Origin of the sequence: Pseudomonas morbosilactucae, assembly GCF_023241715.1 — a bacterium.
GTDB lineage: Bacteria > Pseudomonadota > Gammaproteobacteria > Pseudomonadales > Pseudomonadaceae > Aquipseudomonas > Aquipseudomonas morbosilactucae.
The window spans coordinates 79,203-102,655 of the sequence record NZ_JALQCW010000023.1 but is presented as its reverse complement, the minus strand read 5'-3'; the positions used below and the strand labels follow the sequence as shown (position 1 = coordinate 102,655).

The 23,453-nt window shown below is 63.4% G+C and carries 21 protein-coding genes; 8 read left to right on the top strand and 13 right to left on the bottom strand.

The annotated features are described in order from the left end of the window. Positions 1 to 100: 100 nt before the first annotated feature. Positions 101 to 430 (bottom strand): hypothetical protein, encoded by a 330-nt coding sequence (locus M1B34_RS11565; RefSeq protein ID WP_123331854.1) that lies wholly within the window; start codon positions 428 to 430, stop codon positions 101 to 103. A gap of 572 nt (positions 431 to 1,002) precedes the next feature. On the opposite strand from M1B34_RS11565, the gene M1B34_RS11560 reads away from it, so the two are divergent. After that, the gene (locus tag M1B34_RS11560) at positions 1,003 to 3,363 is read left to right on the top strand and encodes a DNA polymerase II (protein ID WP_123331856.1); all 2,361 of its coding nucleotides are present in this window, start codon (positions 1,003 to 1,005) and stop codon (positions 3,361 to 3,363) included. A 47-nt stretch (positions 3,364 to 3,410) separates the two neighbouring features. On the opposite strand, the gene M1B34_RS11555 is transcribed toward M1B34_RS11560, so the two are convergent. From M1B34_RS11555 to M1B34_RS11545, 3 genes are all read right to left on the bottom strand, one after another. Next, a complete protein-coding gene (locus tag M1B34_RS11555) occupies positions 3,411 to 3,740 on the bottom strand; it encodes a DHCW motif cupin fold protein (protein WP_268265210.1) in 330 nt (109 codons plus the stop codon). 39 nt (positions 3,741 to 3,779) lie between these two features. Continuing rightward, entirely contained in the window at positions 3,780 to 4,076 is a 297-nt protein-coding gene (locus tag M1B34_RS11550; protein ID WP_123331860.1) for a hypothetical protein, read from the bottom strand. A gap of 119 nt (positions 4,077 to 4,195) precedes the next feature. Next, positions 4,196 to 4,927 carry a glycine-rich domain-containing protein gene (locus M1B34_RS11545; protein WP_268265209.1) on the bottom strand — a complete coding sequence of 244 codons (732 nt, stop codon included), beginning with the start codon at positions 4,925 to 4,927 and terminating at the stop codon, positions 4,196 to 4,198. Positions 4,928 to 5,140: 213 nt separating this feature from the next. On the opposite strand from M1B34_RS11545, the gene M1B34_RS11540 reads away from it, so the two are divergent. Next, positions 5,141 to 6,367 carry a DUF2599 domain-containing protein gene (locus M1B34_RS11540; protein ID WP_268265208.1) on the top strand — a complete coding sequence of 409 codons (1,227 nt, stop codon included), beginning with the start codon at positions 5,141 to 5,143 and terminating at the stop codon, positions 6,365 to 6,367. A gap of 101 nt (positions 6,368 to 6,468) precedes the next feature. Here the strand turns inward: M1B34_RS11540 and M1B34_RS11535 are convergent, their stop codons facing one another. Both M1B34_RS11535 and M1B34_RS11530 read right to left on the bottom strand, forming a co-directional pair. Continuing rightward, positions 6,469 to 8,091 carry an MFS transporter gene (locus M1B34_RS11535; RefSeq protein ID WP_123331866.1) on the bottom strand — a complete coding sequence of 541 codons (1,623 nt, stop codon included), beginning with the start codon at positions 8,089 to 8,091 and terminating at the stop codon, positions 6,469 to 6,471. A gap of 199 nt (positions 8,092 to 8,290) precedes the next feature. Further along, a complete protein-coding gene (locus M1B34_RS11530) occupies positions 8,291 to 9,937 on the bottom strand; it encodes a GMC family oxidoreductase (RefSeq protein WP_268265207.1) in 1,647 nt (548 codons plus the stop codon). Positions 9,938 to 10,098: 161 nt separating this feature from the next. Between M1B34_RS11530 and M1B34_RS11525 the strand changes: the two genes are divergently transcribed. The 6 genes from M1B34_RS11525 (at position 10,099) to M1B34_RS11500 (ending at position 13,709) form a co-directional block, all read left to right on the top strand. Beyond that, entirely contained in the window at positions 10,099 to 11,022 is a 924-nt protein-coding gene (locus tag M1B34_RS11525) for a LysR family transcriptional regulator (RefSeq protein WP_123331869.1), read from the top strand. Between the two features lie 71 nt (positions 11,023 to 11,093). Continuing rightward, the gene (locus M1B34_RS11520; protein WP_123331871.1) at positions 11,094 to 11,462 is read left to right on the top strand and encodes a hypothetical protein; all 369 of its coding nucleotides are present in this window, start codon (positions 11,094 to 11,096) and stop codon (positions 11,460 to 11,462) included. Positions 11,463 to 11,473: 11 nt separating this feature from the next. Continuing rightward, complete coding sequence (locus tag M1B34_RS11515) at positions 11,474 to 12,028, top strand: hypothetical protein (RefSeq protein WP_268265206.1); 555 nt, start codon at positions 11,474 to 11,476, stop codon at positions 12,026 to 12,028. Positions 12,029 to 12,060: 32 nt separating this feature from the next. Beyond that, positions 12,061 to 12,681, top strand: coding sequence for a hypothetical protein (locus tag M1B34_RS11510; protein WP_268265205.1), 621 nt, complete (start codon positions 12,061 to 12,063; stop codon positions 12,679 to 12,681). Positions 12,682 to 12,802: 121 nt separating this feature from the next. Further along, a complete protein-coding gene (locus M1B34_RS11505; protein ID WP_268265204.1) occupies positions 12,803 to 13,426 on the top strand; it encodes a hypothetical protein in 624 nt (207 codons plus the stop codon). A 31-nt stretch (positions 13,427 to 13,457) separates the two neighbouring features. Continuing rightward, positions 13,458 to 13,709, top strand: coding sequence for a hypothetical protein (locus tag M1B34_RS11500; RefSeq protein WP_268265203.1), 252 nt, complete (start codon positions 13,458 to 13,460; stop codon positions 13,707 to 13,709). A 64-nt stretch (positions 13,710 to 13,773) separates the two neighbouring features. On the opposite strand, the gene M1B34_RS11495 is transcribed toward M1B34_RS11500, so the two are convergent. The 7 genes from M1B34_RS11495 to M1B34_RS11465 all read right to left on the bottom strand — a co-directional run bounded on the left by M1B34_RS11495 (position 13,774) and on the right by M1B34_RS11465 (position 23,379). After that, positions 13,774 to 14,799, bottom strand: coding sequence for a DUF6602 domain-containing protein (locus tag M1B34_RS11495; RefSeq protein ID WP_268265202.1), 1,026 nt, complete (start codon positions 14,797 to 14,799; stop codon positions 13,774 to 13,776). A 48-nt stretch (positions 14,800 to 14,847) separates the two neighbouring features. Next, positions 14,848 to 15,945 carry a DNA alkylation repair protein gene (locus M1B34_RS11490; RefSeq protein ID WP_268265201.1) on the bottom strand — a complete coding sequence of 366 codons (1,098 nt, stop codon included), beginning with the start codon at positions 15,943 to 15,945 and terminating at the stop codon, positions 14,848 to 14,850. Between the two features lie 100 nt (positions 15,946 to 16,045). Beyond that, on the bottom strand, positions 16,046 to 17,869 hold the full coding sequence (locus M1B34_RS11485) for a monovalent cation:proton antiporter-2 (CPA2) family protein (protein WP_268265200.1): 1,824 nt from the start codon (positions 17,867 to 17,869) through the stop codon (positions 16,046 to 16,048). A 98-nt stretch (positions 17,870 to 17,967) separates the two neighbouring features. Further along, positions 17,968 to 19,719, bottom strand: coding sequence for a hypothetical protein (locus M1B34_RS11480; protein WP_268265199.1), 1,752 nt, complete (start codon positions 19,717 to 19,719; stop codon positions 17,968 to 17,970). Positions 19,720 to 19,748: 29 nt separating this feature from the next. Beyond that, positions 19,749 to 20,762, bottom strand: coding sequence for a M48 family metallopeptidase (locus M1B34_RS11475; RefSeq protein WP_123331886.1), 1,014 nt, complete (start codon positions 20,760 to 20,762; stop codon positions 19,749 to 19,751). A gap of 67 nt (positions 20,763 to 20,829) precedes the next feature. Next, the gene (locus tag M1B34_RS11470; protein WP_268265198.1) at positions 20,830 to 22,758 is read right to left on the bottom strand and encodes a M48 family metallopeptidase; all 1,929 of its coding nucleotides are present in this window, start codon (positions 22,756 to 22,758) and stop codon (positions 20,830 to 20,832) included. A gap of 24 nt (positions 22,759 to 22,782) precedes the next feature. Continuing rightward, on the bottom strand, positions 22,783 to 23,379 hold the full coding sequence (locus tag M1B34_RS11465) for a LemA family protein (RefSeq protein ID WP_268265197.1): 597 nt from the start codon (positions 23,377 to 23,379) through the stop codon (positions 22,783 to 22,785). Positions 23,380 to 23,453: the final 74 nt, after the last annotated feature.

Below are 23,453 nucleotides of genomic sequence, written 5' to 3'. Positions count from 1 at the left end.
CCTGTACAGGGTGGCCTTTTTTTAACGGCTGCTTATTAACTTCGGTTATTTAACAAACGTTGTTTAATACCGCGTTAGTGGCTGTTTGGGAGTGGCTGAATTAACAGAAGCGATCGATAACCCGAACTTCCGACTTGTTCTGCAGTGCTTGCCATTCAGTTTTCAGGGTTTCCAGGACCTGTCCAATGAAGTCTTTGTCCGCTGCAGCCTTCTTGCCGACATAACCCTGGCCGCGACGGTACATCTTCAGTCGGGCCGCCAGGTCTTGCTGGCTTTCGTCGAACTCTTGTTCATGGGCGTGGGGCGACAGGCAGTCGATGTGCACCTGACCTGACTTGGCTATCCACAGAATATGGCTGTCCAGGCTGTCTTTCTGCTTAGCAAAGAGGTGAGCCAGTTCATCAATAGTGGGTTGGTTGTTCAGATTCATTTTATAAGCCCCTTGACCATTTATCGATCTGTCTAGTTGAGTCGTTAATTCATGCTGCTACATCGGTAAGTTGGACCCTGATACCGGAAACAGGGCGACAGAGGGTGTCTGTCGGATACAGATAAGGCCCAGAGCCTGATGCGTGTAGTTGCATTGATTAACTGCTACGCGATGCGCGTCACAACGAGGAGAAGCAGCGTAAACCTGGATGAAGCTGCCGATATTCCCGCCATCGGCCACAAGCATCTTGAAGAGTTTTCGCCAGCTTCCCGTCCTTGTACTGGACGATCTTGCCAGGTCAGTTTCATCAATCTGCCTTGTGGGCAGTACACATCCGGGTCACAGCTCGGCGGTCAGACGAGCTTGCTCATAACACCTTTGCTTGTGTCCCCCGATCGGGGAGACGTCTGCATCATGCAAGGGTGAAAACCTGCCGTCAACGGTTTTGTAGTGAAAATTTTCAGGCACTACATATTGTCTGACAAAACCTCCGGCGCTATCAGTTGAACGCCCGTTGCCGGGCAATCACGGGTAGAATCGGCGCCTTGAAACAGCTCCTTGAGGTTGCAGCGGTGGATTTACAGCAGGGCTTCGTCCTGACCCGGCACTGGCGTGATACGCCGGCAGGCACGCAAGTCGAATTCTGGCTGGCCACCGATCAGGGGCCGCGGCAGATCCGCTTGCCGCTGCAGACGTCCGTGGCCTTTGTTCCGGCCGAACAGCGCGAACACGCGACCCGTTTGCTTGCCGATGACCCGGACGCCGAACTTCGCCCCCTGGAACTCTGCGACTTCCAGCACCGCCCGGTGCTGGGCCTCTATTGCCCGCAACACAATCAATTGATTCGCCTGGACAAGACCCTGCGCCGCGCCGGTGTCGAGGTGCTCGAAGGCGATGTGCGGCCGCCGGAACGTTACTTGATGGAGCGCTTCATCACCGCGCCGGTGTGGTTTGGCGGCCAGGCGGATGAACACGGTCTGTTGCTCGAAGGGCAGATGAAGCCGGCGCCGGACTACCGGCCGAGCCTGAAGCTGGTGTCTCTGGACATTGAAACCAGCGAGCGCGGCGAGTTGTATTCCATTGCCTTGGAAGGCTGTGGCCAGCGCCAGGTGTACATGCTCGGGCGTGCCCGGGAAGACGACACACCGGTGGATTTCGACCTGGAATTCTGCACCTCCCGCGAGCAATTGCTGGAGCGCCTCAACCAGTGGATGGCGCGCCACGACCCCGACGCCATCATTGGCTGGAACCTGGTGCAGTTCGATTTGCGCGTGCTCCACGAACACGCCCGGCGCCTGGCGGTGCCGCTGTTGCTGGGGCGTGGCGGTGAGGAGATGCAGTGGCGCGAACACGGCAGCCGCACGCACTTTTTTGCCGCGGCGGCGGGGCGCTTGATCATCGACGGCATCGAGGCCCTGCGCTCGGCGACCTGGAGCTTTCCGTCCTTCAGCCTGGAAAACGTCGCCCAGACCCTGCTCGGCGAGGGCAAGGCGATCGACAACCCCTACCAGCGCATGGACGAAATCAACCGCATGTTCGCCGAGGACAAGCCGGCCTTGGCCCGCTACAACCTCAAGGACTGCGAATTGGTGACGCGGATCTTCGCCAAGACCCAATTGCTGACCTTCCTTCTGGAGCGGGCCACGGTCACCGGCCTGCCTGCCGATCGCAATGGCGGTTCAGTGGCGGCCTTCACCCACCTGTACATGCCGCTGATGCACCGCCTGGGTTTTGTCGCGCCGAACCTCGGTGAGCTGCCGCCCCAGGCCAGCCCGGGCGGTTTTGTCATGGACTCGCGCCCGGGGCTCTATGAGTCGGTGCTGGTGCTGGACTACAAGAGCCTGTACCCCTCGATCATCCGCAGTTTCCTCATCGACCCGGTGGGGCTGGTGGAAGGCTTGCGCCACCCGGCCGACAGCGACTCGGTGCCGGGCTTTCGCGGTGCGCGTTTCTCGCGTCTGCGGCATTGCCTGCCGGCCATCGTCAGCCGGGTGGCCGAAGGGCGCGAGCAGGCCAAGCGCGACGGTAACCAGCCGCTGTCCCAGGCCCTGAAAATCATCATGAACGCCTTCTACGGGGTGCTGGGTTCCAGCGGCTGCCGCTTCTTCGATCCACGCCTGGCCTCGTCCATCACCCTGCGCGGCCACGAAATCATGGGCCGTACTCGGCAGTTGATCGAAGCTCAGGGGCACCAGGTGATTTACGGCGACACCGACTCCACCTTTGTCTGGCTGGGCGGCCTGCACAGCGAAGAGGACGCGAGCCGCATCGGCCGTGCCCTGGTGGAGCAGGTCAACCTGTGGTGGCGTGAGCACCTGCGGGATGAATACGGCCTGGAGAGCGCCCTGGAGCTGCAGTTCGAAACCCACTACAGCCGCTTTTTGATGCCGACCATTCGCGGCGCCGAGGAGGGCAGCAAGAAGCGTTACGCCGGGCTGGTGGCCCGTCCCGACGGCAGCCATGAAATGGTCTACAAAGGCCTGGAAACCGTGCGCACCGACTGGTCGCCCCTGGCCCGGCAGTTCCAGCAGGAGCTGTACCAGCGGATCTTCCATCGCCAGCCCTATCAGGACTACGTGCGCGACTATGTGCACCGCACCTTGAGCGGTGAGTTCGATGAGCGCCTGATCTACCGCAAGCGCCTGCGCCGCCCCCTGGACGACTACGAACGCAATGTACCGCCCCATGTGCGTGCCGCGCGGCTGGCCGACGAGTACAACCAGCGCCACGGTCGGCCCCGGCAATACCAGAACGGTGGTTGGATCAACTACGTGATCACCCTGGCCGGCCCCGAGCCTTTGGAAGTGCGCAGCGCTGCCATCGACTACGACCACTACGTGACCCGGCAATTGCAGCCGGTGGCCGATGCCATCCTGCCGTTTGTGCAGGACGACTTCAGCACCTTGATTGGCGGCCAGATGGGCTTGTTCTAGGGCGCCAGCGGTACGCCGACTTCAGGGTGCAGCGACACCCTCGAGCCTCAATCCACCACGAACAGCCGCGCCCCGACCTCGGTGAACGAGCGGTGCGGCTCGGCGTTGTCTGCCACCTGGTAACTCATGCCGGGCTTGAGCACGAATTGCCGGCCGTCTTCCAGTTCGGTGTGCAATTCGCCTTCCAGGCACAGCAGGATATGCCCCTTGGAGCACCAGTGATCGGCCAGGTAGCCCGCGCTGTACTCCACCATGCGCACGCGAATGCCGGCGAAGTTCTGGGTCCGCCAGTAGGCGGTCCCGGTGATGCCGCTGTGCTTGGTGGCTTCGATCTGCGACCAGTCGGTGGTGCCAAAGGGGATGCCGGTAATGTCCATGAAAACTCGCAACGTCAGGAGAGGGGGATAGAGCGCGGCTCAGTCATCCACCGCTTCGCAAAGGCCCTTGGCGCCGTGCTTGCCGGTGTAGGTGACTTTGACCGAATCGTCGTCGGCGACGCTGATCGACAGGGTGATGTCATTGCCCTTGGCCTCGAAGCGATGCTCGTCCAGCGAGCGGGTCTTGGCTTCCTGGCCATTGATCAGCACCGGGCCGCCCGGGTCCGCGCTGACCGCGATATTGCCCGGGCAGTCGACGTTGAACAATGGGATATCGGCGGCCTGGGCGATGCCGCACAGGGGCAGGAGGACGAGCAGAGGCAGGAGGGCTTTCATCGGTGTGTTCCTTGTGCGGGCAGGGGGTGCCTTGCGCCGGCCCGTGCCAGCGCTGTCCACAGCTTAGTTCGCGTTTGGGCGCCGCGACCGGTCTTCAAGGCCTGCGGTATGGCGCCGCTTCAATCGCCGCCGCCACCCCCGCATCCCCCGCCGCCACAGCCGCTGCTATCGCCACCGCTGTCGCTGCTGCCGAAGTCGCCGTCGGCTCGGGAACTGTCGCTGTCGAAGCTTGCGCCGCCGTCCGAACTGTCGCTGTACAACTCGCTGCCGCAATGCACCACGGTGCTGCCGGTGTGGCTATCGCCGATTTGGCGTGGCACCTGGCAGTCGGCGACGTAGAAGAAACCCTTGGCGATTTTCAGCTTGGCGTCCAGGGCGAACAGCAGGGGCAGGCGGCTGGGATTGGCCGGGTTGATGTTCTCTTCATGGCAGGCGTGCCACCAGACCCGGCGCAGGCCGATGTCGCTCTGCTTCTTGGCGTTCTGCCCGAGCACGGCGGCCGGGGTGTGGTGGAGGAACTGGCCGAAGGCCTTGCGGCAGAATTCGTCGTAGTCCCGGGTGTGCAGGATGAACTCATGCCACAGGTCGTCCGCCACCTGGGAGGGCATCGACACGTAGCGCTGGCCGCTTTTCAGGTACGCGAGGAAGAACTGCCGCAGCCCCTGGGCCACCAGTTGGCAGTCCTTGAGGTTCAGGTGCGGGTGCTGGGCCCGCAGCGGTTCGAACAGCCGGGGCGGCAGGACGAATTCGCGGATATGGGCTTCGCGACGCAGGGCGGTGAGGGCGCGCAGGCGGCGCCAGAGAATGACCGCAAGGGCCAGGCCCAGTACTCCGGGAACGATGAACAGCATGAGACGGCCCTGTCTGAGAAAAAAGTGCGTCGAGACAGTGGCTCAAGCGTGAGCAATATTCAAGCGTCGGGTGGGGCCGACCACCGGATCTGTCCGCATGGGAAGGGTGGAAAAAAATCCTGCAGAGTCGTTTGACGCTTCTATCCTGTGAGCATTAACAGCGCGGCAGGAGCGGCGCTGGGCAAGGATTCCACACCACAAGGACGTTTCAGCATGAACCTCAAGCCAACCCCCATCACCTGGGCGATTGCCCTTGCCGGTCTGTCATGCCTGGGCACTGCCCAGGCCGATCAGGGCAGCGATACCGTGGCCCGCCTCCACCAGCTGTACAATGACACGCGCCAGGACTGTGGCGGCCCGTCGAAGCCGGCGTTCCTCTGTTCCGGGGTGCTGTTCCGCGCCACCTGGCCCTCGACCGATTACCAGTTCTACAGCGTCAGCCCGAAAAGCCAGGCCAGTGGCGGGGTGTCTGCCTCTTACCTGCGCAAGGACTCGAAGTTCCGCAAGCTGGCGTACGGGCTGCAGAGCGGCTTTATCTTCGACACCATTTTCGGCAACCCCAAGGACCATCAGGATTATGCGGTGCTGTGCTCGTTCCCCATCGATGCCGCCACCGACGATCGCCAGCAGCAAGGCTGTACCGACTCCCGGCGCACCCCGGGCAGTGTGGAAAAATATTGCCACGAGATCGGTGTGACCACGGCCGAGCAGTGGGGCGCCAACTATCGGCAGAACGGCGGTGACCATTCGCGCCAGTGTTCCTTTGACGTGCGGGACGAACGCAACAGCGCAGCGGGGCCGGCGTTCTACCAGAGCATCCGCTCCATGGCGCAGATCTCTGCCGAATCCTTCACCACCCAGAACGAACTGCGCCTGGCCAAGTGGGAAGAAAATCCGCCGAAATCGCCCTCGATCCTCGCCTTGTTCTACGCCGAGGACCCTGGCCTGGAAGGGGCCCGCCTGAACCAGATCCAGTGGTACAAGGCGGTGCAGCAGTACTTGCCGGTGATCAATATGAAGTTGCCGCAGACGCCGCAGCAGGACGCCAGTTTTGCCTACGACAGCAAGAAGCAGGTGATCTACCCCATCACCGAAAAGAACAGCTGCGAGCGCTACGTGCAGAGTGCGACCTGGGTCGACCGGCATGACCCGGGCTTTGGGCGCAATGTCATGACCCTGGAAGTGACGCCCACTGACTGTGGGCGCAACATCAAGGACAACCAGACCAACAACTTCTTCAATGAATTGGCGGTCGACCATTACCTGGATGCCCAATGGAAGAACAACCCGGACAACCGCGACAGCACCGTGGGCAGCATGCGCCGGCAGTTGGTCTGCCACTTCAACATTGCCCGCAACAAGCCCCAGTGGAACCTTGAACCGTCGCGGCCTTACACCTCCAACGAAGACTCCATCGCCAAAGGCTGCAACAACATCTAGGCCTTGAGACGGCTATCGCCGGCAAGCCGGCTCCTACAACAGCGCACGCCACACCCCGCGGCTACCTGCAGGAGCTGGCTTGCCAGCGATAAGCCCCCGCCTCAATTGCGATCAATATCCACGTTCTTGGTCTCACGCAGGCAGATCATCCCCACGATCAGGCTGACCCCGGTGATCACCACCGGGTACCACAGGCCGTAGAAAATATCCCCGGTGTACACCACCAAGGCAAAAGACACGGTCGGCAGGAAACCGCCAAACCAGCCGTTGCCGATGTGGTAGGGCAGGGACATCGAGGTGTAGCGGATGCGTGTCGGAAACAGCTCCACCATCAACGCTGCCAGTGGCCCGTAACACATGGCGGCAATCAGGATCAGGGCGACGATCAGGACCACCACCATGGTTTTGTTGACGTTCTGCGCGTCCGCCGATTGCGGGTAGCCCGCCAGGGTCACGGCGCCACGCAGGGCGGCCTCGTCGAAGCCATCGAGTTGCACATCGCCCACGGTCACCTGCACCGCGCTGCCGGCGGGTGCGGCCTTGCTGCTGTAGGGCAGGCCCTGTTTCACCAGGAAGGTCTTGACCTTGTCGCAGGGGCTGTCGAAACGCGCCTTGCCCACCGGGTCGAACTGGAAGGTGCAGGTGGCCGGGTCGGCGATCACGGTGATCGGGGCCTGGCGGCTGGCCTGGTCGATGGCCGGGTTGGCGTAGTGGGCCAGGGCCTTGAAGATCGGGAAGTACAGCAGCGTCGCCAGCAGCAGGCCGAGCATCAGCACCGGCTTGCGCCCGACCTTGTCCGAGAGCCAGCCGAACAGAATGAACAGCGGCGCGCCGATCACCACGCTGATGATCAGCAGGCTGTTGGCCAGGGCCGGGTCCATCTTGAGGAACTGGGTGAGGAAGAACAGCACATAGAACTGCGCCGCGTAGAAGGTCACCGCTTGCCCGGCGTTGATGCTGAACAGGGCGATCAGCACCACCTTGAGGTTTTCCCATTTGCCGAAGGACTCGCGGATCGGCGCCTTGCTGGTCTTGCCTTCCTCTTTCATTTTCAGGAAGGCCGGCGACTCGTGCAGGCTCATGCGGATCCAGGTGGAAATACCCAGCAGGACGATGGACAACAGGAACGGCAGGCGCCAGCCCCAGACGTCGAACTGATCGCCGGTGAAGTAGCGGCACGCCAGCACCACCAGCAGCGAGAGCAGCAGCCCCAGTGTGGCGGTGGACTGGATCCAGCTGGTGTGAAAGCCGCGCTTGCCCATGGGCGCGTGTTCCGCCACGTAGGTGGCGGCGCCGCCGTATTCACCGCCCAGGGCCAGGCCCTGGAGCATGCGCAGCACCACCAGGATGATCGGTGCGGCGATGCCGATGCTGGCGTAGTTGGGCAACAGGCCCACGGCAAAAGTGGCCAGGCCCATCAGCACGATGGTCACCAGGAAGGTGTACTTGCGCCCGATCATGTCCCCCAGGCGGCCGAACACCAGGGCGCCGAAAGGGCGCACCACAAAACCGGCGGCGAAGGCCATCAAGGCGAAGATAAAGGCCGTGGTGTCGTTGACCCCGGCGAAGAACTGCTTGCTGATCACCGCCGCAAGGGCGCCGTAGAGGAAAAAGTCATACCACTCGAACACCGTCCCGAGGGACGAAGCGAAGATGACTTTCTGACTGTCCTTGCCGGCGGTGCCGGCCAGTGACGGGTTCAGGGGCTGGGCGTGTTCTGACATAGGGGGCTTCCTTACAGTGATTATTGTTGTTGTTCCACTGCCGACACCGTCACCGGCGCCGTTGTTGCATATCCACCGCTCACGCGGGATGAATCCTCGTTTTCGTCCTCTTTGGGTGCGGGCTTGCCAGTGATGGCGCTCTTATGGCCGCCATCGCCGGCAAGCCGGCTCCTACAAAAAACCGCGCCAGCAAGGAGGCTTACACCGTGGTTGCCGGCTCCTTGCTCTGCACCGTGCTCCTGGGTTCGCTGGCCAGGATCATCTGGGCGGCTTTCTCGGCGATCATCAGGGTCGGCGAGCAGGTGTTGCCAGAGGTGATGCGCGGCATGATCGAGGCGTCGGCGACGCGCAGCCCCGGAATGCCGTGGACCCGCAGTTGAGCATCCACCACGGCCTCGGCGTCTTGCCCCATGCGGCACGTGCCCACCGGATGGAAAATGGTAGTCCCGATGCGTGCGGCCGCTTCATGCAGTTGTTCCTCGCTGCGCAATTCGTCGCCGGGCAGGTACTCCTTGGGCTTGAAACGTTGCAGGGCCGGTGCGGCAACAATGCGCCGGGTCAGGCGGATGGCGTCGGCAGCGACCCGCAGGTCCTCGGGGTGGCTCAGGTAGTTGGGCTGGATCAGCGGCGGCGCGGTGGGGTCCAGGGAGCGGATGTCCACCCGGCCGCGGCTCTGCGGGCGCAGGTCGCAGACCGACGCGGTAAACGCCGGGAAGCTGTGCAACGGCTCGCCGAAGCGCTCCAGGGACAGGGGTTGCACGTGGTATTCGAGGTTGGCCGAGGTCTGTTCCGGGCCGGACCGGGCGAACGCCCCCAACTGGCTGGGGGCCATGGACAGCGGGCCGCTGCGGTCATACAGGTAGCGCAGGCCCATGCCCATCTTGCCCCACAGGCTGCCGGCGATCTGGTTCAGGGTGCGGGCATTTTCCAGTTGGTAGATCAGGCGCAATTGCAGGTGGTCCTGAAGGTTGCCGCCGACCCCCGGCAACTCATGGGCCACGCCGATGCCCAGACGATTGAGCAAGGGCGCGGGGCCGATGCCGGAGCGTTGGAGAATGCCGGGCGAGCCGACCGAACCGGCGCAGAGGATGATTTCCCGCCGTGCCTTGAAGCTCTGCTGGCGGCCTTGATGCAGGGCGTTGACCGCACTGGCGCGGCCGTCTTCCAGCAGCACTCGTTGCACCTCGACGTCGGTCAACACGGTGAGGTTGGCGCGCTCGCGGATCGGCTTGAGAAAGGCCTTGGCGGCGTTCCAGCGCACGCCGCTTTTCTGGTTGACCTGGAAGTAGCCGCAGCCCTCGTTGTCGCCGCCGTTGAAGTCATCGATCTGGGCGATGCCGCTCTGTTCGGCGGCGTTGCGGAAGGCGTCGAGAATGGGCCAGGACAGGCGCTGGCGTTCCACCCGCCATTCCCCGGCGGCGCCGTGCAGGGGGCTGGCACCGGCAAAGTGATTTTCGCTTTTCTTGAACAGCGGCAATACGTCTTGCCAGCTCCAACCCGGGTTGCCCTGGTCGGCCCAGCCGTCATAGTCGCCGGCCTGGCCGCGCATGTAGATCATGCCGTTGATGGAGGAGCAGCCGCCCAGCACCTTGCCCCGCGGGTAGCTCAGGCTGCGCCCTTGCAGGCCGGGTTCGGCTTCGGTCTTGAAGCACCAGTCGGTCCTGGGGTTGCCGATGCAGAACAGGTAGCCGACGGGAATGTGGATCCAGGGGTAGTTGTCGCGGCCACCGGCTTCCAGCAGCAGCACCCGGTGTGCGGGGTTGGCGGACAGCCGATTGGCCAGCAGGCAGCCAGCGGGGCCGGCGCCCACCACGATGTAGTCGTAGGGTTCCAGGACAGGGAGCATCCATGACCTCCTCATTGTTGTTCTTGTTGCGGTTCATCCTAGTTGTTAGCTTTCGTTAAAAAAATGTTAGTTTTTACGCAGCAGCTGTGCGTTTTTAAACAGCGCTCGATTTCCCCCAGGACGGCTCCTCTGGTGCTTTCCCCCTGGCAAAAGGAACAGGCATGTTCGACTGGAACGATGTGCGGTTTTTTCTCGAGTTGCAGCGCAGCGGCCGCCTGCTCACTGCGGCGCAGCGGCTCAAGACCACCCACACCACGGTGGCCCGGCACATCGAAGCCATCGAAAAGAGCCTGGGCACCGCGCTGTTTGTCCAGCACGCCCAGGGCTATGAGTTGACCCCGGCCGGCGAGGCGTTGCTCAAGCACGCCGAGGCCATGGAAAACGTCGCCTTGCTGGCCCAGGAAGAAATCACCCAGTCCAGTGCCCCCCTGGGCAAGATCCGCGTGGGGGTCACCGAGGGGCTGGGGGTGAGGTTTCTCGCCGCGCGTTTTCACGGCCTGTTCCAGCGTTACCCGGGGCTGGAGGTGGAACTGGTGGCGGTACCGCGCTTTGTCAGCATCCTCAACCGCGAGGCGGAAATCAGCATCCACCTGGAACGCCCGGCGGCGGACATGCTGGTGACGCGCAAACTCTCCGACTACTCCCTGGCGCTCTACGCCAGCCCGGCCTATCTGGATCGCGCGCCGCCCTTGCACAGCCGCGAGGACCTGGGGCGGCATCACTGGATCGGCTACGTCGATGACCTGCTGTTCAGCCCGGAGCTGATGTTCCTCAACAGCTTCTGCCGCAACCCCCAGGTGGTGTTTCGCAGCACCAGCGTGATTGCCCAGCAAGAGGCGGCGCGCTCCGGCCTAGGCATCGCCGTGCTGCCGTGCTACATGGCGGCCGATGACCCCGGGCTGGTGCCCTTGCTGCCGACTGAAAGTATCCAGCGCGCCTACTGGATCAGTACCCGTCGCGAGCTGCACAAGTCGGTGCGCTTGCGCGTGGTGTGGGATTACCTGGTGGCCCTCTGCGAGGCGGAGCAAGCCCTGTTGCTGGGTGCCCGGCCCCCGGCAGTGGAAGACTCAAACGCCGCTGGATAGACGGCGCCAGAGCCTGTTTAATGGCGCCCCTGATGTTTCCCGGCTGTTGCTAAAAGGACTGGCTTGGCCCCATGAAAAAACGCACCTCCATCCTCTGGTCCCTGGCCGCCGTGTTCCTGGCTTATCAGGCCTACTACGGCTTTTACTACGGCAAAGAGTATGAAGAAAAACGCTACAGCCCCAATCACGCCTTCTACTACCAGAAGTACCGGCTGTTCAGCCTGCGGGCCCTGATCCCGGAGATGGGCACGCCCGGCAATGGCGATGGCTCGCGGTACTCCATCGGCGGCTACCTGCGGGTATTCAAGGCCGACGGCACCCTGCAAGGCGAAAGCTATGACCGCTGCATTTCGGTGATGGAAATCACCTGGGCTGACGATGCGGTGATTGGCTTCGCCTGCACTGATCACTTGATTCCATTGTCCGGCAAGTCCGGTTAGGGCCAGGAGCAGTGAGCCAGGAACAGCACATCCAGCAGCGTGCATTGCAGCTGCCCGACGACGCTCTGGGCGCCTTCTGCCTGTTGGCGGCCGAGCGTTTACAGCCCATCTATCAACGCTTTACCGAGGCGTTCGCCATGCCTCAGGAGCCCTTGCCAGTGCTGCTTGAACAGCTGTTCCAGCACCTGTGCGCCGGCATCCCGGTGACGCAAGCGGCATTCAGCGCCCGGGCCGAAGCCCTGATTCCGGACACCGAAGACTTCTCCGACATCCGGGCCGACCAGGCCCAGTGCGCGGCCATCTGTAGCGCCTACTGCGTGGATTTTCTCGCCACGGGTGACCGGAACTGGGCGGGCCATGCCCTGGACAAGGTGCTTGAGGCCCTGGACATTTACGGCTACGAAGGCGGCCCGGCGGACGCAGCCCTGGCCCGGGAACTGGCCTGGCAGCTGGCCCTGCTGCAACGTCTCGAACATCCCCCCTTCAGCCCGCGCCTGTTGGCCGACCTGCGTGCCGAAAACGCCCGCTACGCGCTGCCCAGCGTGCCGGAACCCGGCAGCGCCTGACGATGCCCGACGCTGTAGACAAGGAGTCACCCATGCCACCCGCACACCCCGACAGCCTCGCCGAGGAACTCAGCGTCGCCCTGGCCGCCCTGGATCTGGGCAGCGCCCAAGTGACGCACAAGCCCCAGGTGCTGGCGGCCATCGCCCGGACGTTCGTGAACGGTCATCCCCGTGCCTGGTGGCTAGGTTTGCGGGGCCCCGTCAGGGCGCAATCCTTTGCCGATGACAGCGGGTACCGGCATCTGCAAGACGTCGCACCGCAGGTGGGCGGTAATGTCTGGTGGGTGGTGGACGACGGGGAACAAGAGCCTTTTGTCTTCGATATCCCCTTGGCCCGGGTCGGCGAGGTCATCGCTGAGTGCCGCTATGTCGAGTATTACCTAGTGGCCAAGACACTCGATTGGTTGCTGGCGGAAAACGATCACGGGCAGTTGCTACTGGCCACTCAGGGGGCCATTGAACAGTCGCTGGCCCACCCGCAACCGGTCGAAACCTTGTGGGCGCTGATGCTGGAGTTGCATGGGTTGGGGCTGAACAAGGCGGAGCTGATCCATGCCCTGCAACGCCTCAATCAACACCTCCACCTTGATGGGCGGGAGCAGCAGGCCGCCAGCGTGGAGGCCGTTCTGGGTAGGCTCGCGAGCCTGGACTGAGGTCGCGCGTGCCAGCTTGTTCAAGCGCGTCCCGACTCGCAACACCCTCTGCAACCTGCACAGAACAAGCATCGAAGGGTATCTATGCATCGCCCCCAAACTGTCAAAAAAACGCTGACCCATGAGTGACCTCCATCCATTGTCGGTGTCTTTTCCCGATCTGTTGCGCGGGTTGCTGGACGGTACGTTGCCGGAGCATGCCGGCTGGGCGGGGCTGGCGGATTTTTCCCCGCAGACGCTGGTGCGCCGGGGGTATGAGCTGGCCGGGGATCCGCAAGATGTTCACCTGTATGAACAGTCGGTGTCGCTGGCCTGTCGGCGGCGCTCACTGTCTCTGCTGTGCAAGCTGTACTACAACGGCAGCGAGCCCATGGGGGTGGGGTTTTCCGTGGGCAAAGGCTTGCGCCTGAATACCCTGCTGAAGCAGTACCAAGCCCTCAGGGGCCTGGATGATCTGGCTCGGGGGCCCTTGGAGTTGTTCTTTTTCGACGAAGAACGCCGGGATGGCGCAGTGATTCTCGAAGGGACCACCGTGGTGCGCTTTGACCAGGGTTGCAGCCGCAGTGCTTACCGGGTTGTCACCCTGGAGCGGGACCCTCCCGCGTCGTGCGGCCTGCCGGTCATCGCGACCGCCACGGTGAGGCACACCATGCACCACTACCCATTGCCCCAAGGCGCCGAAAGCCCTGGGCAACGGCCTGCGAACCGTGGGTTGACCCGTTTGCTCAAGGGCCGCCTGAGTTGATCAGGCGGCCCGTGTCTGGAGGTAAACAACCATGAACAGGCAGCAACTGGATGAGATGGCGGCGTGCTGTGAGCGGGCTGCTCCCGGGCCTTGGGTGTTGTATGTGGAAGGGCGGGATCATGAGTCCGGCTCGAACTTTATCCGCACCGCTGGGCTCAACGGCGAAGGCCTGGAGCTGTCAGGCGCGAGTGTGGCCGATCAGGGCTTCATTGCCCACGCCCGTCAGGACCTTCCGGCCCTGATCGCTGAAGTGCGGCGGCTACGCCGTTTGCTGGGCCAATGATTGCCAGGCCTTCGGTCCTTCCTATCCGAGGCATAGTCTTGGCTCAGCGGGGCTAGAGAATGTTTTACAGGCCATGGGCCTTGGCGAATTCAAGCTTGGGATCGCTGACTTGCGTCAGGTTGACGGCGGCTCCGGACCAGTTGCCCTCCATGTCTGCGCTGATGTGATATTTCTGCAGGTTGTACTGAATACCGGTGCCTCCCAATTGCTGATAACCGATACGTGAAATAACGGCCTCCAGCAGACTGGAGATCAGGTATTGCAAGGGCGTATCCGAGGTTTTCATGCCGATGCCGTAATGGAACTCCTGGCTGGAGCTGCTACGGAAACAATCGAGAAAGTCGGCCTTGCTGCGCTTGCTTTTCTGCGAGCTGTTGAACGCTCGGTAGCACGCCTCCAGGTCAGCGCCGCTGGCCGCCGGCAGCTGCAACAGGTTGTTCAGGTTCTTCAGGGTGACGCAGCCTTCGGTGCAGATCACTTCCGGCATCAAGGTGATGTCCTGCTCGCCATTCTCGTTGGGCGTGTTGTACCAATCGTTAAGGCGTCCGCGCAGGGTGTCGAGGCCCGCCTGGGTATAGCCGCGATACGCGTAAATGTAGGTAGGGGGCAGGATCAACCCCATGATCGAATTGATTTGAGTAGTGTTCAGTTGGTCGAAGGGGCGCTGGTAGATCTGCTCACAGTAGGCGTTGAGGGACATGCCTAGCACTGAGGGCTTGAGGTTGCGCACCGACTTACCATTCTCCAGAGCCAGGGCCAGGCTTTGGTTGTTGAGCTGGGACTTGACCTCCACCGTGGCGATGACCCCTTCGATCAGGTACACGTCCGCCGAGCCAAAGGTGCGCAGGGTGGGAAAGTCGTTGCGATAGATGATCAGGTCGATCTGCTTGGAGATACCGCCACAGGCATCGATCACCTGACCGGAGCCGATACTGATATTGCTCGGCAGGAAGCGTTTGAGAACATCGCGGATAAAGCTCTCTCGGGCGTCCCCCAGTAGCGTCGGGTGGTCGGCGATGCTGGTGCTGACGTTGAAACTGCTGTCCAGGACTCGGGCGATGGATTTCGCCCAACGGCTGATGATTGTCATGCAAATTCTTCCTTGGTTGGGCAGGCCATGGCTGCCTGCGGTGGGTGTTCAATCAATCTGCAAATCGAAATGGGTGCTGGCCAGGCGTTGTCCGTTGACCAGCAGGTGCACCTGGTGGCGGCCCGGGTAGTGACGGCGGGTGGTCATGGCCTGGATCCTTTGGCTGCGGCCTAGGTGTTTGCGTTCGCCGGCGGCGAGGTCGAAGGTTTTCCATTTGAAGACCTTGGACGCGGCGACGCCCGAGGCCTTGATGTAGTCGATGGCGTAGTCCACTACCAGGCGTTGGCCCGCGGCCAAGGTGGAGTCCAGCGTGACCGCCAGTTGCAAGGACTCCCCCAGGCGCAGCCGCCCCGGGGCGACGTTGAAGTCGCTGACGCTGACCTCGGCCCGGGCGCCGGCGCCAATCAGGGCCAGGGCCCGGGGCTGGCCCTGTTTGATCAGGCTGCGCAGGGCGTGGCGGGCGATCCAGGCGCGGTGGGGCGCTTGCAGGTCCCAGCCTTCCAGGCGATCGAGCACCCACTCGGGGTGGTCCTTGGTGATGTCGTTGAGGTGGTTGGCCACCGACTTGCGCACGTACAGGCTGGGGTCGTTGTTCAACTGTTCGAGGATCGGTGCCGCCAGTTGCGGGTCGGCCTGCAAGCGCTCCAGGCGGAACGACCAGGGCAGCCGTGGACGGCAGCCTTCACTGGCCAGGCGACGCACGTGCGGGTCCGGGTCTTGGGCCCAGTCGAGCATGTGCTCCAGGGTCGCCTGCTGATGGCTGCGCAGGAACGGCCGCACGGCGAACTCCGATGAACCAAAGGCGGTGAAGAATTTCAGCGCGGCCATGGAGCGCTCGAAATCCTCAGCGCCGTGGCTGGCCACGTAGTGCGGCAGAAAGATGCACACGAAACGGTTATTCAGCCGCGGCGCCAGGGCATAAAGCCGTTGCAGGTTGTCGGCGTAGCCCTGTGGCAACACCGCGTGCAGGCTGTCGCTGACCCGAGCCAGGCGTTGCATCAGCGACAGTTCGGCCAGGCCCTGGGTAGCGTGCCGGAGAAAGCCCGGGTGATCGAAGGCCGGGTACACCTGGCGCATTTCATCGGCGATGTGCACCAGGCGTTCGAGGTTGAAGATGTCCTTGAGGGCGGCATTTTCAGAGGGCATGGCGGCGTCCGTTGAGGGGCAGGGGCGCCTACTGTAAAGCAGGCGCCCGACAGAAACGGTCAGCAGCGCCGAGGGCATCGGCGCAGGTATGACCCCGGCGTCAGCGCATCGGCGGCAGGGGGTTCTCGACCTGTTCATCCTGATGGTCGGCCTCGAACAGCCGGGCCAGTTCGGCCCGGGCTTCCTGGGCGGTCTGCAGGACCTTGGCGGCGTCGTCGTACACCGCGTGCTGGGCTTTGAGCAACTGTTGGTCGTGGGAGGTGAAACGCTGGATCCGCGAGTCGGCCTGGGCCTGGGTCAAGCCCAGGCCGAGCAGGGTGCGGCGGCTCATTTCCAGGCTGGAATAGAAGGTTTCGCGGATCGCCTCGGCGCCCAGGTCCACCAGGCGGTGCACGTGCTGGCGGTTACGCGCCCGGGCGATGATTTTCATGTGCGGGTACAGCCGGCGCACCACTTCGGCGGTCTTGATATTGGTTTCCGGGTCGTCGGTGGCGATGACGAAAAACTCTGCCTGGCCGACCTTGGCCGCGCTGAGGATTTCCGGGCGCATGGGGTCGCCGTAGAACACCGGCATGCCGCCGAAACTGCGGGTCAGCTCGATGGTTTCCACCGAGGTGTCGAGGGCCACGAAGGGGATTTTCTGGGCCCGCAGGATCCGCGCCACAATCTGCCCCATACGGCCCATGCCGGCGATCACCACCCGCGGTGCATCGGTGTCGATGTCGCGGTATTCGGCGGGCATCTCCACAGGCTTGGCCGGGGCGCGCAGCAGGCGTGCGCAGGCCAGCAGCAACAGCGGCGTGAGGGCCATGGACAGGGTGATGGTCAGCACCAGCAGGTCATACAGCCGGGGTTCGAACAGGCCCTGGTCGCGGCCGATCTTGAACACCACAAAGGCGAATTCACCACCGGCCGCCAGCACCACCCCCAGGCGCACTGCGCTGACCCGGCCGAGGCCGCCGGCCAGGCGCCCGACCACGTACAGCAGCGGCAGCTTGAGGGCAATCAGCAACAGGGTCAGGCCCAGCACCGTGATCGGCGCGCTGAACAGCAGGCTGATATTGGCACCCATGCCGACGCTGATAAAAAACAGGCCCAGCAGCAGGCCCTTGAAGGGCTCGATCTGTGCTTCCAGCTCGTGGCGGTATTCGGAGTCTGCCAGCAGCAGGCCGGCGAGGAAGGCCCCGAGGGCCATGGACACGCCCACCGAATCCATCAGCCAGGCCGTGCCGATCACCACCAGCAGGGCGGTGGCGGTGGAGACTTCCGGCAGGCCGGTGCGGGCGACGATGCGAAACACCGGGCGCAGCAGGTAGCGGCCACCGACCACCACCACGGCGATGCTGCCCAGCACTTGCAGGCCGTGGCGCAGGTCCTCGGCACCGCTGGTGTTGTGGGCCGCCCCGGCCAGCACTGGGACCATGGCGATCAAGGGGATGGCGGCAATGTCCTGGAACAGCAGGATGGCAAAGGCCAGGCGCCCGTGGGGGCTGGTCAGTTCCTTGCGTTCGGCCAGGCTTTGCAGGCCGAAGGCGGTGGAGGACAAGGCCAGGCCCAAGCCCAGGACAATCGCACTGTTCAGTGGCTGGCCAAACAGCCACAGCGCGACCACGCCGATGGTCACACCGGTCAGCAGCACCTGGGCCAGGCCTACGCCGAACACCGCCTTGCGCATCACCCACAAGCGTCGAGGCGACAGCTCCAGGCCGATGATGAACAGCAGCAGGACCACCCCCAGCTCGGAAATATGGCTGACGCTCTGCGGGTTGCCGATCAGCCCCAGCACTGCCGGGCCGATGATCACCCCGGCAAACAGGTAGCCCAGCACGGCCCCCAACTGCAGGCGCTTGGCCAGGGGCACGGTGAGCACCGCAGCGCAGAGAAACACGACGGCGGCTTGTAGCAGGTTGCCTTCATGGGGCATGGGGGAACTCCTGACGCGGTGAAGCGGGTAAAAAAGAAGCGCAGTTTACCGAGGTCGTTGGGGTCGCTGCTTGTATTCAGGTGTCGTGTGACGGTTTTTCAGAACAGGTCGCTGACGATGTCCAGGTCGGCGAAACGGTAGCGGACGCGGCTGGCCCGATACAGGGCGTAGTTGAGGCGATTGTTGTGCCCGCTTTGGCCGTCCTGGAAGTGCGCTTCGACAATACGCTCGAGCTGCCACAGTTGCTGGTCGTCGAGGGGCTGTTCCTGGCTGATGCCGCCGGGGCTGAGCACTGAGATTCGGCCGGCTTTCAGCAGGTTGCGAAAGCGGTTCCATTCATAGAACAGCACGCCCTGGGTCTGGTGGTAATTGAGGAAGGGCAGATTGTGCAGGAGGATGAAATGGCTGTTGTCTTCCCGGGCACCGGCCAGGCCGTTCTGCGCCAGCTTCTGGCGAATGCTGGGGTGGTTCAGGTGCTGCTTGAGGATCAGCAGCTGCTTGGCGTAGCCCCTGTGGAAGTCGTCGCGGAACATCAGTTGATACTGCTCGGACAGGTATGTGGGCTGGTCGCGCAGGCGGTATTTGACCTGGATGAAGTAGTACTGGTCGTGGGCCTGGTCGTGGAGCACCAGGTCCACATCGTAGCCTTTGACCTGGGCGTGATTGCCCGCCTTGAGCTCGCCATACACCTTGTAGCGCTCGCTCTCCAGGGCCCGGATGTAGTTGACGATGTAGTCGCGTTCGAAGTTGTTGCCCAGGGTGTTGCCGAAATCCTCTTTGCTGCCGGGGTTCTTTTGCTTGATCAGCAAGTGGCCGACGACTTTCTTCAAACCGTACTTGAGGTTCAGCGCGCCCCGCAGGTAGAAGCCGTCCTGGACCTGGATAAAATTCTGCGGGCTGTTGAACGGCGGTGCTTCGGCGCTGCTCAGGGCCGAGGCCATCAGGCTCAGGGTGGCCGGGCTGACCTGGTGGGCAAACTCGCTGTAATGGGTTCGTTGCTGGCCGCACAGGGCGCGTATTTGCAGGTGCCCGGCGATGTACACGATGTCTCGCAGGTACTGGTACAACGGGCTGTTTTTAAGCTCGCCCTGGATGTACTGGGCATGGATGGACAGGCACTTATCCAGCAACAGGTCGACCAGGAAGGTGCTTTGTGGCGGCGGCAGATGACCGAGCTGCACCAGTGTTTGCTGCAGGGTTTGCAATTGCCGCTGGTCGGCGCTGTTGGAGTGGTACTCCGAGACTTCCGACAGCCAGTAACTTTTCAGCTCGCGCTCCAGCAGGGGCGAGAACCGCAGCACCAGGTGGCCGTTGCGAAAATGCCCGAGCATCAACCCCTGGGCCATCAGAAACAGGCTCTCACTCAGGTAATAGGCCAGCCACAACCTGGAGTGCTGCAGGATCGAAAAATTATAGGAGGAGGGCAGCCGCAGGTTCTCGGTGATGCGGTTGCAGGTGTAGCCCAGTTTGGCCCAGAGATGACTTTCACGGTGTTCTAGCCATCGGTCCGTGAAGTGCTCGGGGGCGTCCCGAGGGGGCGCGGGCAAGTCGATGTCGAAGTAGTTGCCCAGGGTGGCGAGCCAGCGCGGTACGTCGTCCAGGCTGGGCGGTTGCGGGTCGGCCGACAACTGCTGGTCAAGGTCGACCTTGAGGCTGTCGATCTCGGCCCGCAGTCGCTGACCCAGCAGGCGGATGATGTGCCCCTGGTCGAGGGCCCGGCGCAGCAGCGGTGTGCGCGCCATCAGCCGTATCCCCCAGGACGGCGGTTTGAGTCCGTCCAGGTACTGGGTGTTGTGCAGCGGGTCGTGCAGAAAGTCCAACAGGTCCTTGGCGACCGGGCCGTAAAGCATGGCGCGTTCCTTGAGGCGAGCGCGGCCGGTTATGGCGTGCTGATGAATTGGCCGTCCCAGTGCGGGTCCAGGCGGCGGATGCGTTCGTCCAGGGGCGGGTGGGTGTCGAGCCAGCGGCCGAATCGGCTGCGCACGCCCTGGCAGAAATACATATGGCTGTACTGCGCTGCGCTGAAAGCGCCGAGTTTCGAGCCGGTCGGGCAGCCGCCGACTTTCTTCAGGGCATCGGTGATGCCCAGGGGCGAGCGGGTGAACTGCACCGCCGAGGCGTCGGCCAGGAATTCGCGCTGGCGGTTGATGGCGGCCTTGATCAGGTGGCCGAACAGGCTGCCGATGGAGCCCACGGTCAGCAACGCCAGGCCGACCACGGCGAAGACGATTTGCCAGATAAAACGATCGCGGTCGCTGGACAGGTGTTGGCGCTCGGCTTCGCGCAACACGAACACCCCGGCCAGGCTGAACACCAGCAGCCCATGGATCACCGACAGCAGCCGGGTGTTGAGACGCATGTCACCGTTATGGATGTGGCTGAACTCGTGGGCAATCAGGCCTTGTAGCTCGTCGCGGTTGAGTCGGGTGATGGCGCCGCGGGTCACCCCGAGCACCGCGTGCTCTGGGTCCAGGCCGGCGGCGAAGGCGTTGATCCCCGCGTCTGGCAGCACATAGACCGCAGGCACGTGGCTGCCCGAGGCCAGGGCCATTTCTTCGACGATGTTCAGCAGCCGGCGTTCTGGGTTGTCTCGGGGTGAAGGGCTGATCAGGCGACCGCCGAGTTGCTCGGCGATCACCTTGCCACCGGCCCGCAGTTGCCAGCGTTTGTACCAACTGCCCAGCAGCACCACGCTGAGAATCAGCAGGGCCACCACGCCGACGATCCGCCAATCGAGGACCTTGGGCTTGTGGTATTCCTGCATCAGTTCGCGCAGCAGCAGGCCCATGCCCAGGCTGGTCAGGGCAATCAGGCAGGTCACGGCCAGGGCCATCAGCAGCAGTAACTTGAGGGTGTGGCGCCGGGCGCGGGCCTGGTGCTGGAAAAATTTCATGCAAGCGTCCTAAGGGCGATGGTGGCAAGGGCGAGGGGGGCTTGAAGGGCGTCCGCGTGCTGGTGGTTCAAGACGTGGCCGCCATGGCCTGCGGGGGCGGTGACGGTGCCAGCAACGGCGGCATCGGGCACTCCAGCAGGTCCGCCACGGCCCGCATCAACTCGGCTTCGGCCACCGTGACCTGGCCGTCGTAGGCAATGCAGCGCGCCATGGCACTGAGCAGTGCCGGGCGTTCTTCCGGCATCAGTTGGCGCAGGCGCACCAAGGCCGCGTCGAGGTGCGCGAGGTCGATGTCCAGGCCCTGCGGCTGTTCGAAGGTCAGTTCACTCCACGCCGCGTCCAGGGCCAGGCGCGCCTGCTCCGCGCTCGACTGGCCGGCGCTGGCCAGGGCGCCGAGGAGGATCGCAACCTCTTCGCTGCGCTGGAACAGGCCCCATTTGTATTCGCTGGCCGGCAGGCCTTCGACATGACGCTGCACGATGCGCAACAGGGTCCACTCCAGCAGTTCGACTTCGCCGTCTGCATCGACTAGCCGTTGCAGGTTGGCCATAAAGGTTTTCAGGGCGTCCGGCTGCAATTGCCGGAGGGCCGGGATCGCCAGGTCCAGCAGCGGCAAGCGCAGGCCCAGGTCGAGACGGGCCAGAGGTTCGCTCAGCGCATCGATGGCGCCCAACACATCGGCCGGGGCGCTCTGGGCCAGTGGTTCGAGCTGGCGGCTGCGCACTGCGGCCACAGCCGAGAGCAGCAAGCCGTAGACCAGGGCCTGGGCCCCGACGCTGCTGCGGGCGTGCTCCCTGAGCGGCGCTTCCAGGCGGTTGAGGGTCTGTTGCGCGGCCTGCAGGTGCTGGTGTTGCGGTGCGCCGATACTGGCGATCGACTGTTGCACCGCTGCCAGGTCGAACACCAGTTCACTGGCGGCCGGCGGCAAGCGGCTGAACACCCCCGAGCTGTCCAGTCCCTGGGACGCCGGCGGGCTGGGCAGCTCTATGGCGGCGACGCTGGGAAACTGGCCATCCCACTGCGGGTCCAGGCGGCGGATGCGTTCTTCCAGGGGCGGGTGGGTCGCCGATTTGCCATCGGCGGAAAGCTTCACGCCTTCGCTGAAGTACAGGTGGCTGAATTCGGCGCTATGGGGGGCATCGAGTTTCGAGCTGGCGGCATAACCGCCGATCTTTTTCAGCGCGCCGAGCAGGCCGTCCGGGTTACGGGTGAACTGCACCGCCGAGGCGTCGGCGAGAAACTCGCGCTCACGGCTGATGGCACCCTTGATCCTGTTGCCGAACATCGTGCCCACGGACCCCAGGAACACCAGGGTGATACCAATGAACACCCCGACAGCACCGACCTTGTTGCGCCCGACATTGTCATTCAGGGAGTTGGAACCGTTAGCAATGCTATCGCCCAGCAACTCGATCACCAGGATGCCGTGGACGATCGCCACCAGTTGGGTATTGAGGCGCATGTCGCCGTTGTAGATGTGGCTGAACTCGTGGGCAATGACCCCCTGTAGTTCGTCACGGCTGAGCACCATGAGTGCTCCGCGAGTGACGCCGATCACCGCGTCCTGGGGCGTCAGCCCGGCGGCGAAGGCGTTGATTCCGACATCTTCGAGGACGTACACCGAGGGCACCACGGTGCCGGACGCCAGGGCCATTTCCTCGACCACATTGAGCAGCCGCTGTTCGTCCAGGCCCTGGGGCGCCAGATTGATCAAGCGGCCGCCGAGACGCTTGGCCACGGCCTTGCCGCCGTCCAGCAGCTCGGAGTGCTTGGCCAGGCTGGAAACGATCACCACCAGCAGCACCGCCGCGGCGATATACGGCACCCAGTGCCAGTTGACCGGTTCCTCGATCTTGAATTCCTGCTGGACCTGCTGCCAGATCAGGAGCAGCACCACGCTGGTGATCGCGATCAGCGAGATCACCGCCAGCACCATCAACAGCACCAGCGTCAGGGTGCGGCGCTTGGCGCGGGCCTGATGTTGGAAGAAGTTCATCGGGCCATCCATGGGCGCCATCGCTTAGAACGTCACCTTGGGGGCCGCCTGGATGGCCACCGTGTCAGCGAACTCCAGCAGGCTGGCATCGCTGCCATGGCCGAAGAGGCCGGCCAACATCACCGGCGGGAAGCTCTGGCGGTAGCTGTTGTAGGCCATGACGGCGTCGTTGTAGGCCTGGCGGGCGAAGGCCAGCTTGTTTTCGGTGCTGCTCAGCTCTTCGCTGAGTTGCTGCATGTTCTGCGACGACTTCAGCTCCGGGTAGGCTTCCATGGTCAGGTTCAGGCGGCTCATGGCACTGGTCAATGCGCCTTCGGCTTGGCCCAGTTGGCTCATGCCCTGGGCGTCGCCCGGTTGCGCCGACAGTGCCTTGAGACCGGCCAGCGCGGTGTTGCGGGCGTTGGTCACGGCTTCGAGGGTTTCGCGCTCGTGCTTGAGGTAGGCCTTGGCGGTTTCCACCAGGTTGGGGATCAGGTCATAGCGACGCTTGAGCTGGACTTCGATCTGGGCGAAGGCGTTCTGCAAGCGGTTGCGACGGTTGACCAGGGTGTTGTAGATGCTGATGGCGCCAAGCACCAGCATGGCCAGGACGACCAGGGTGATAACGGTGGAAGAAGCCATGGAGATGTCCTTATCGAGGGGCGTTTTTCGGGGCGCCATATTAACCGAATGGCTGCCCCGGGGGGCTGGAAAAT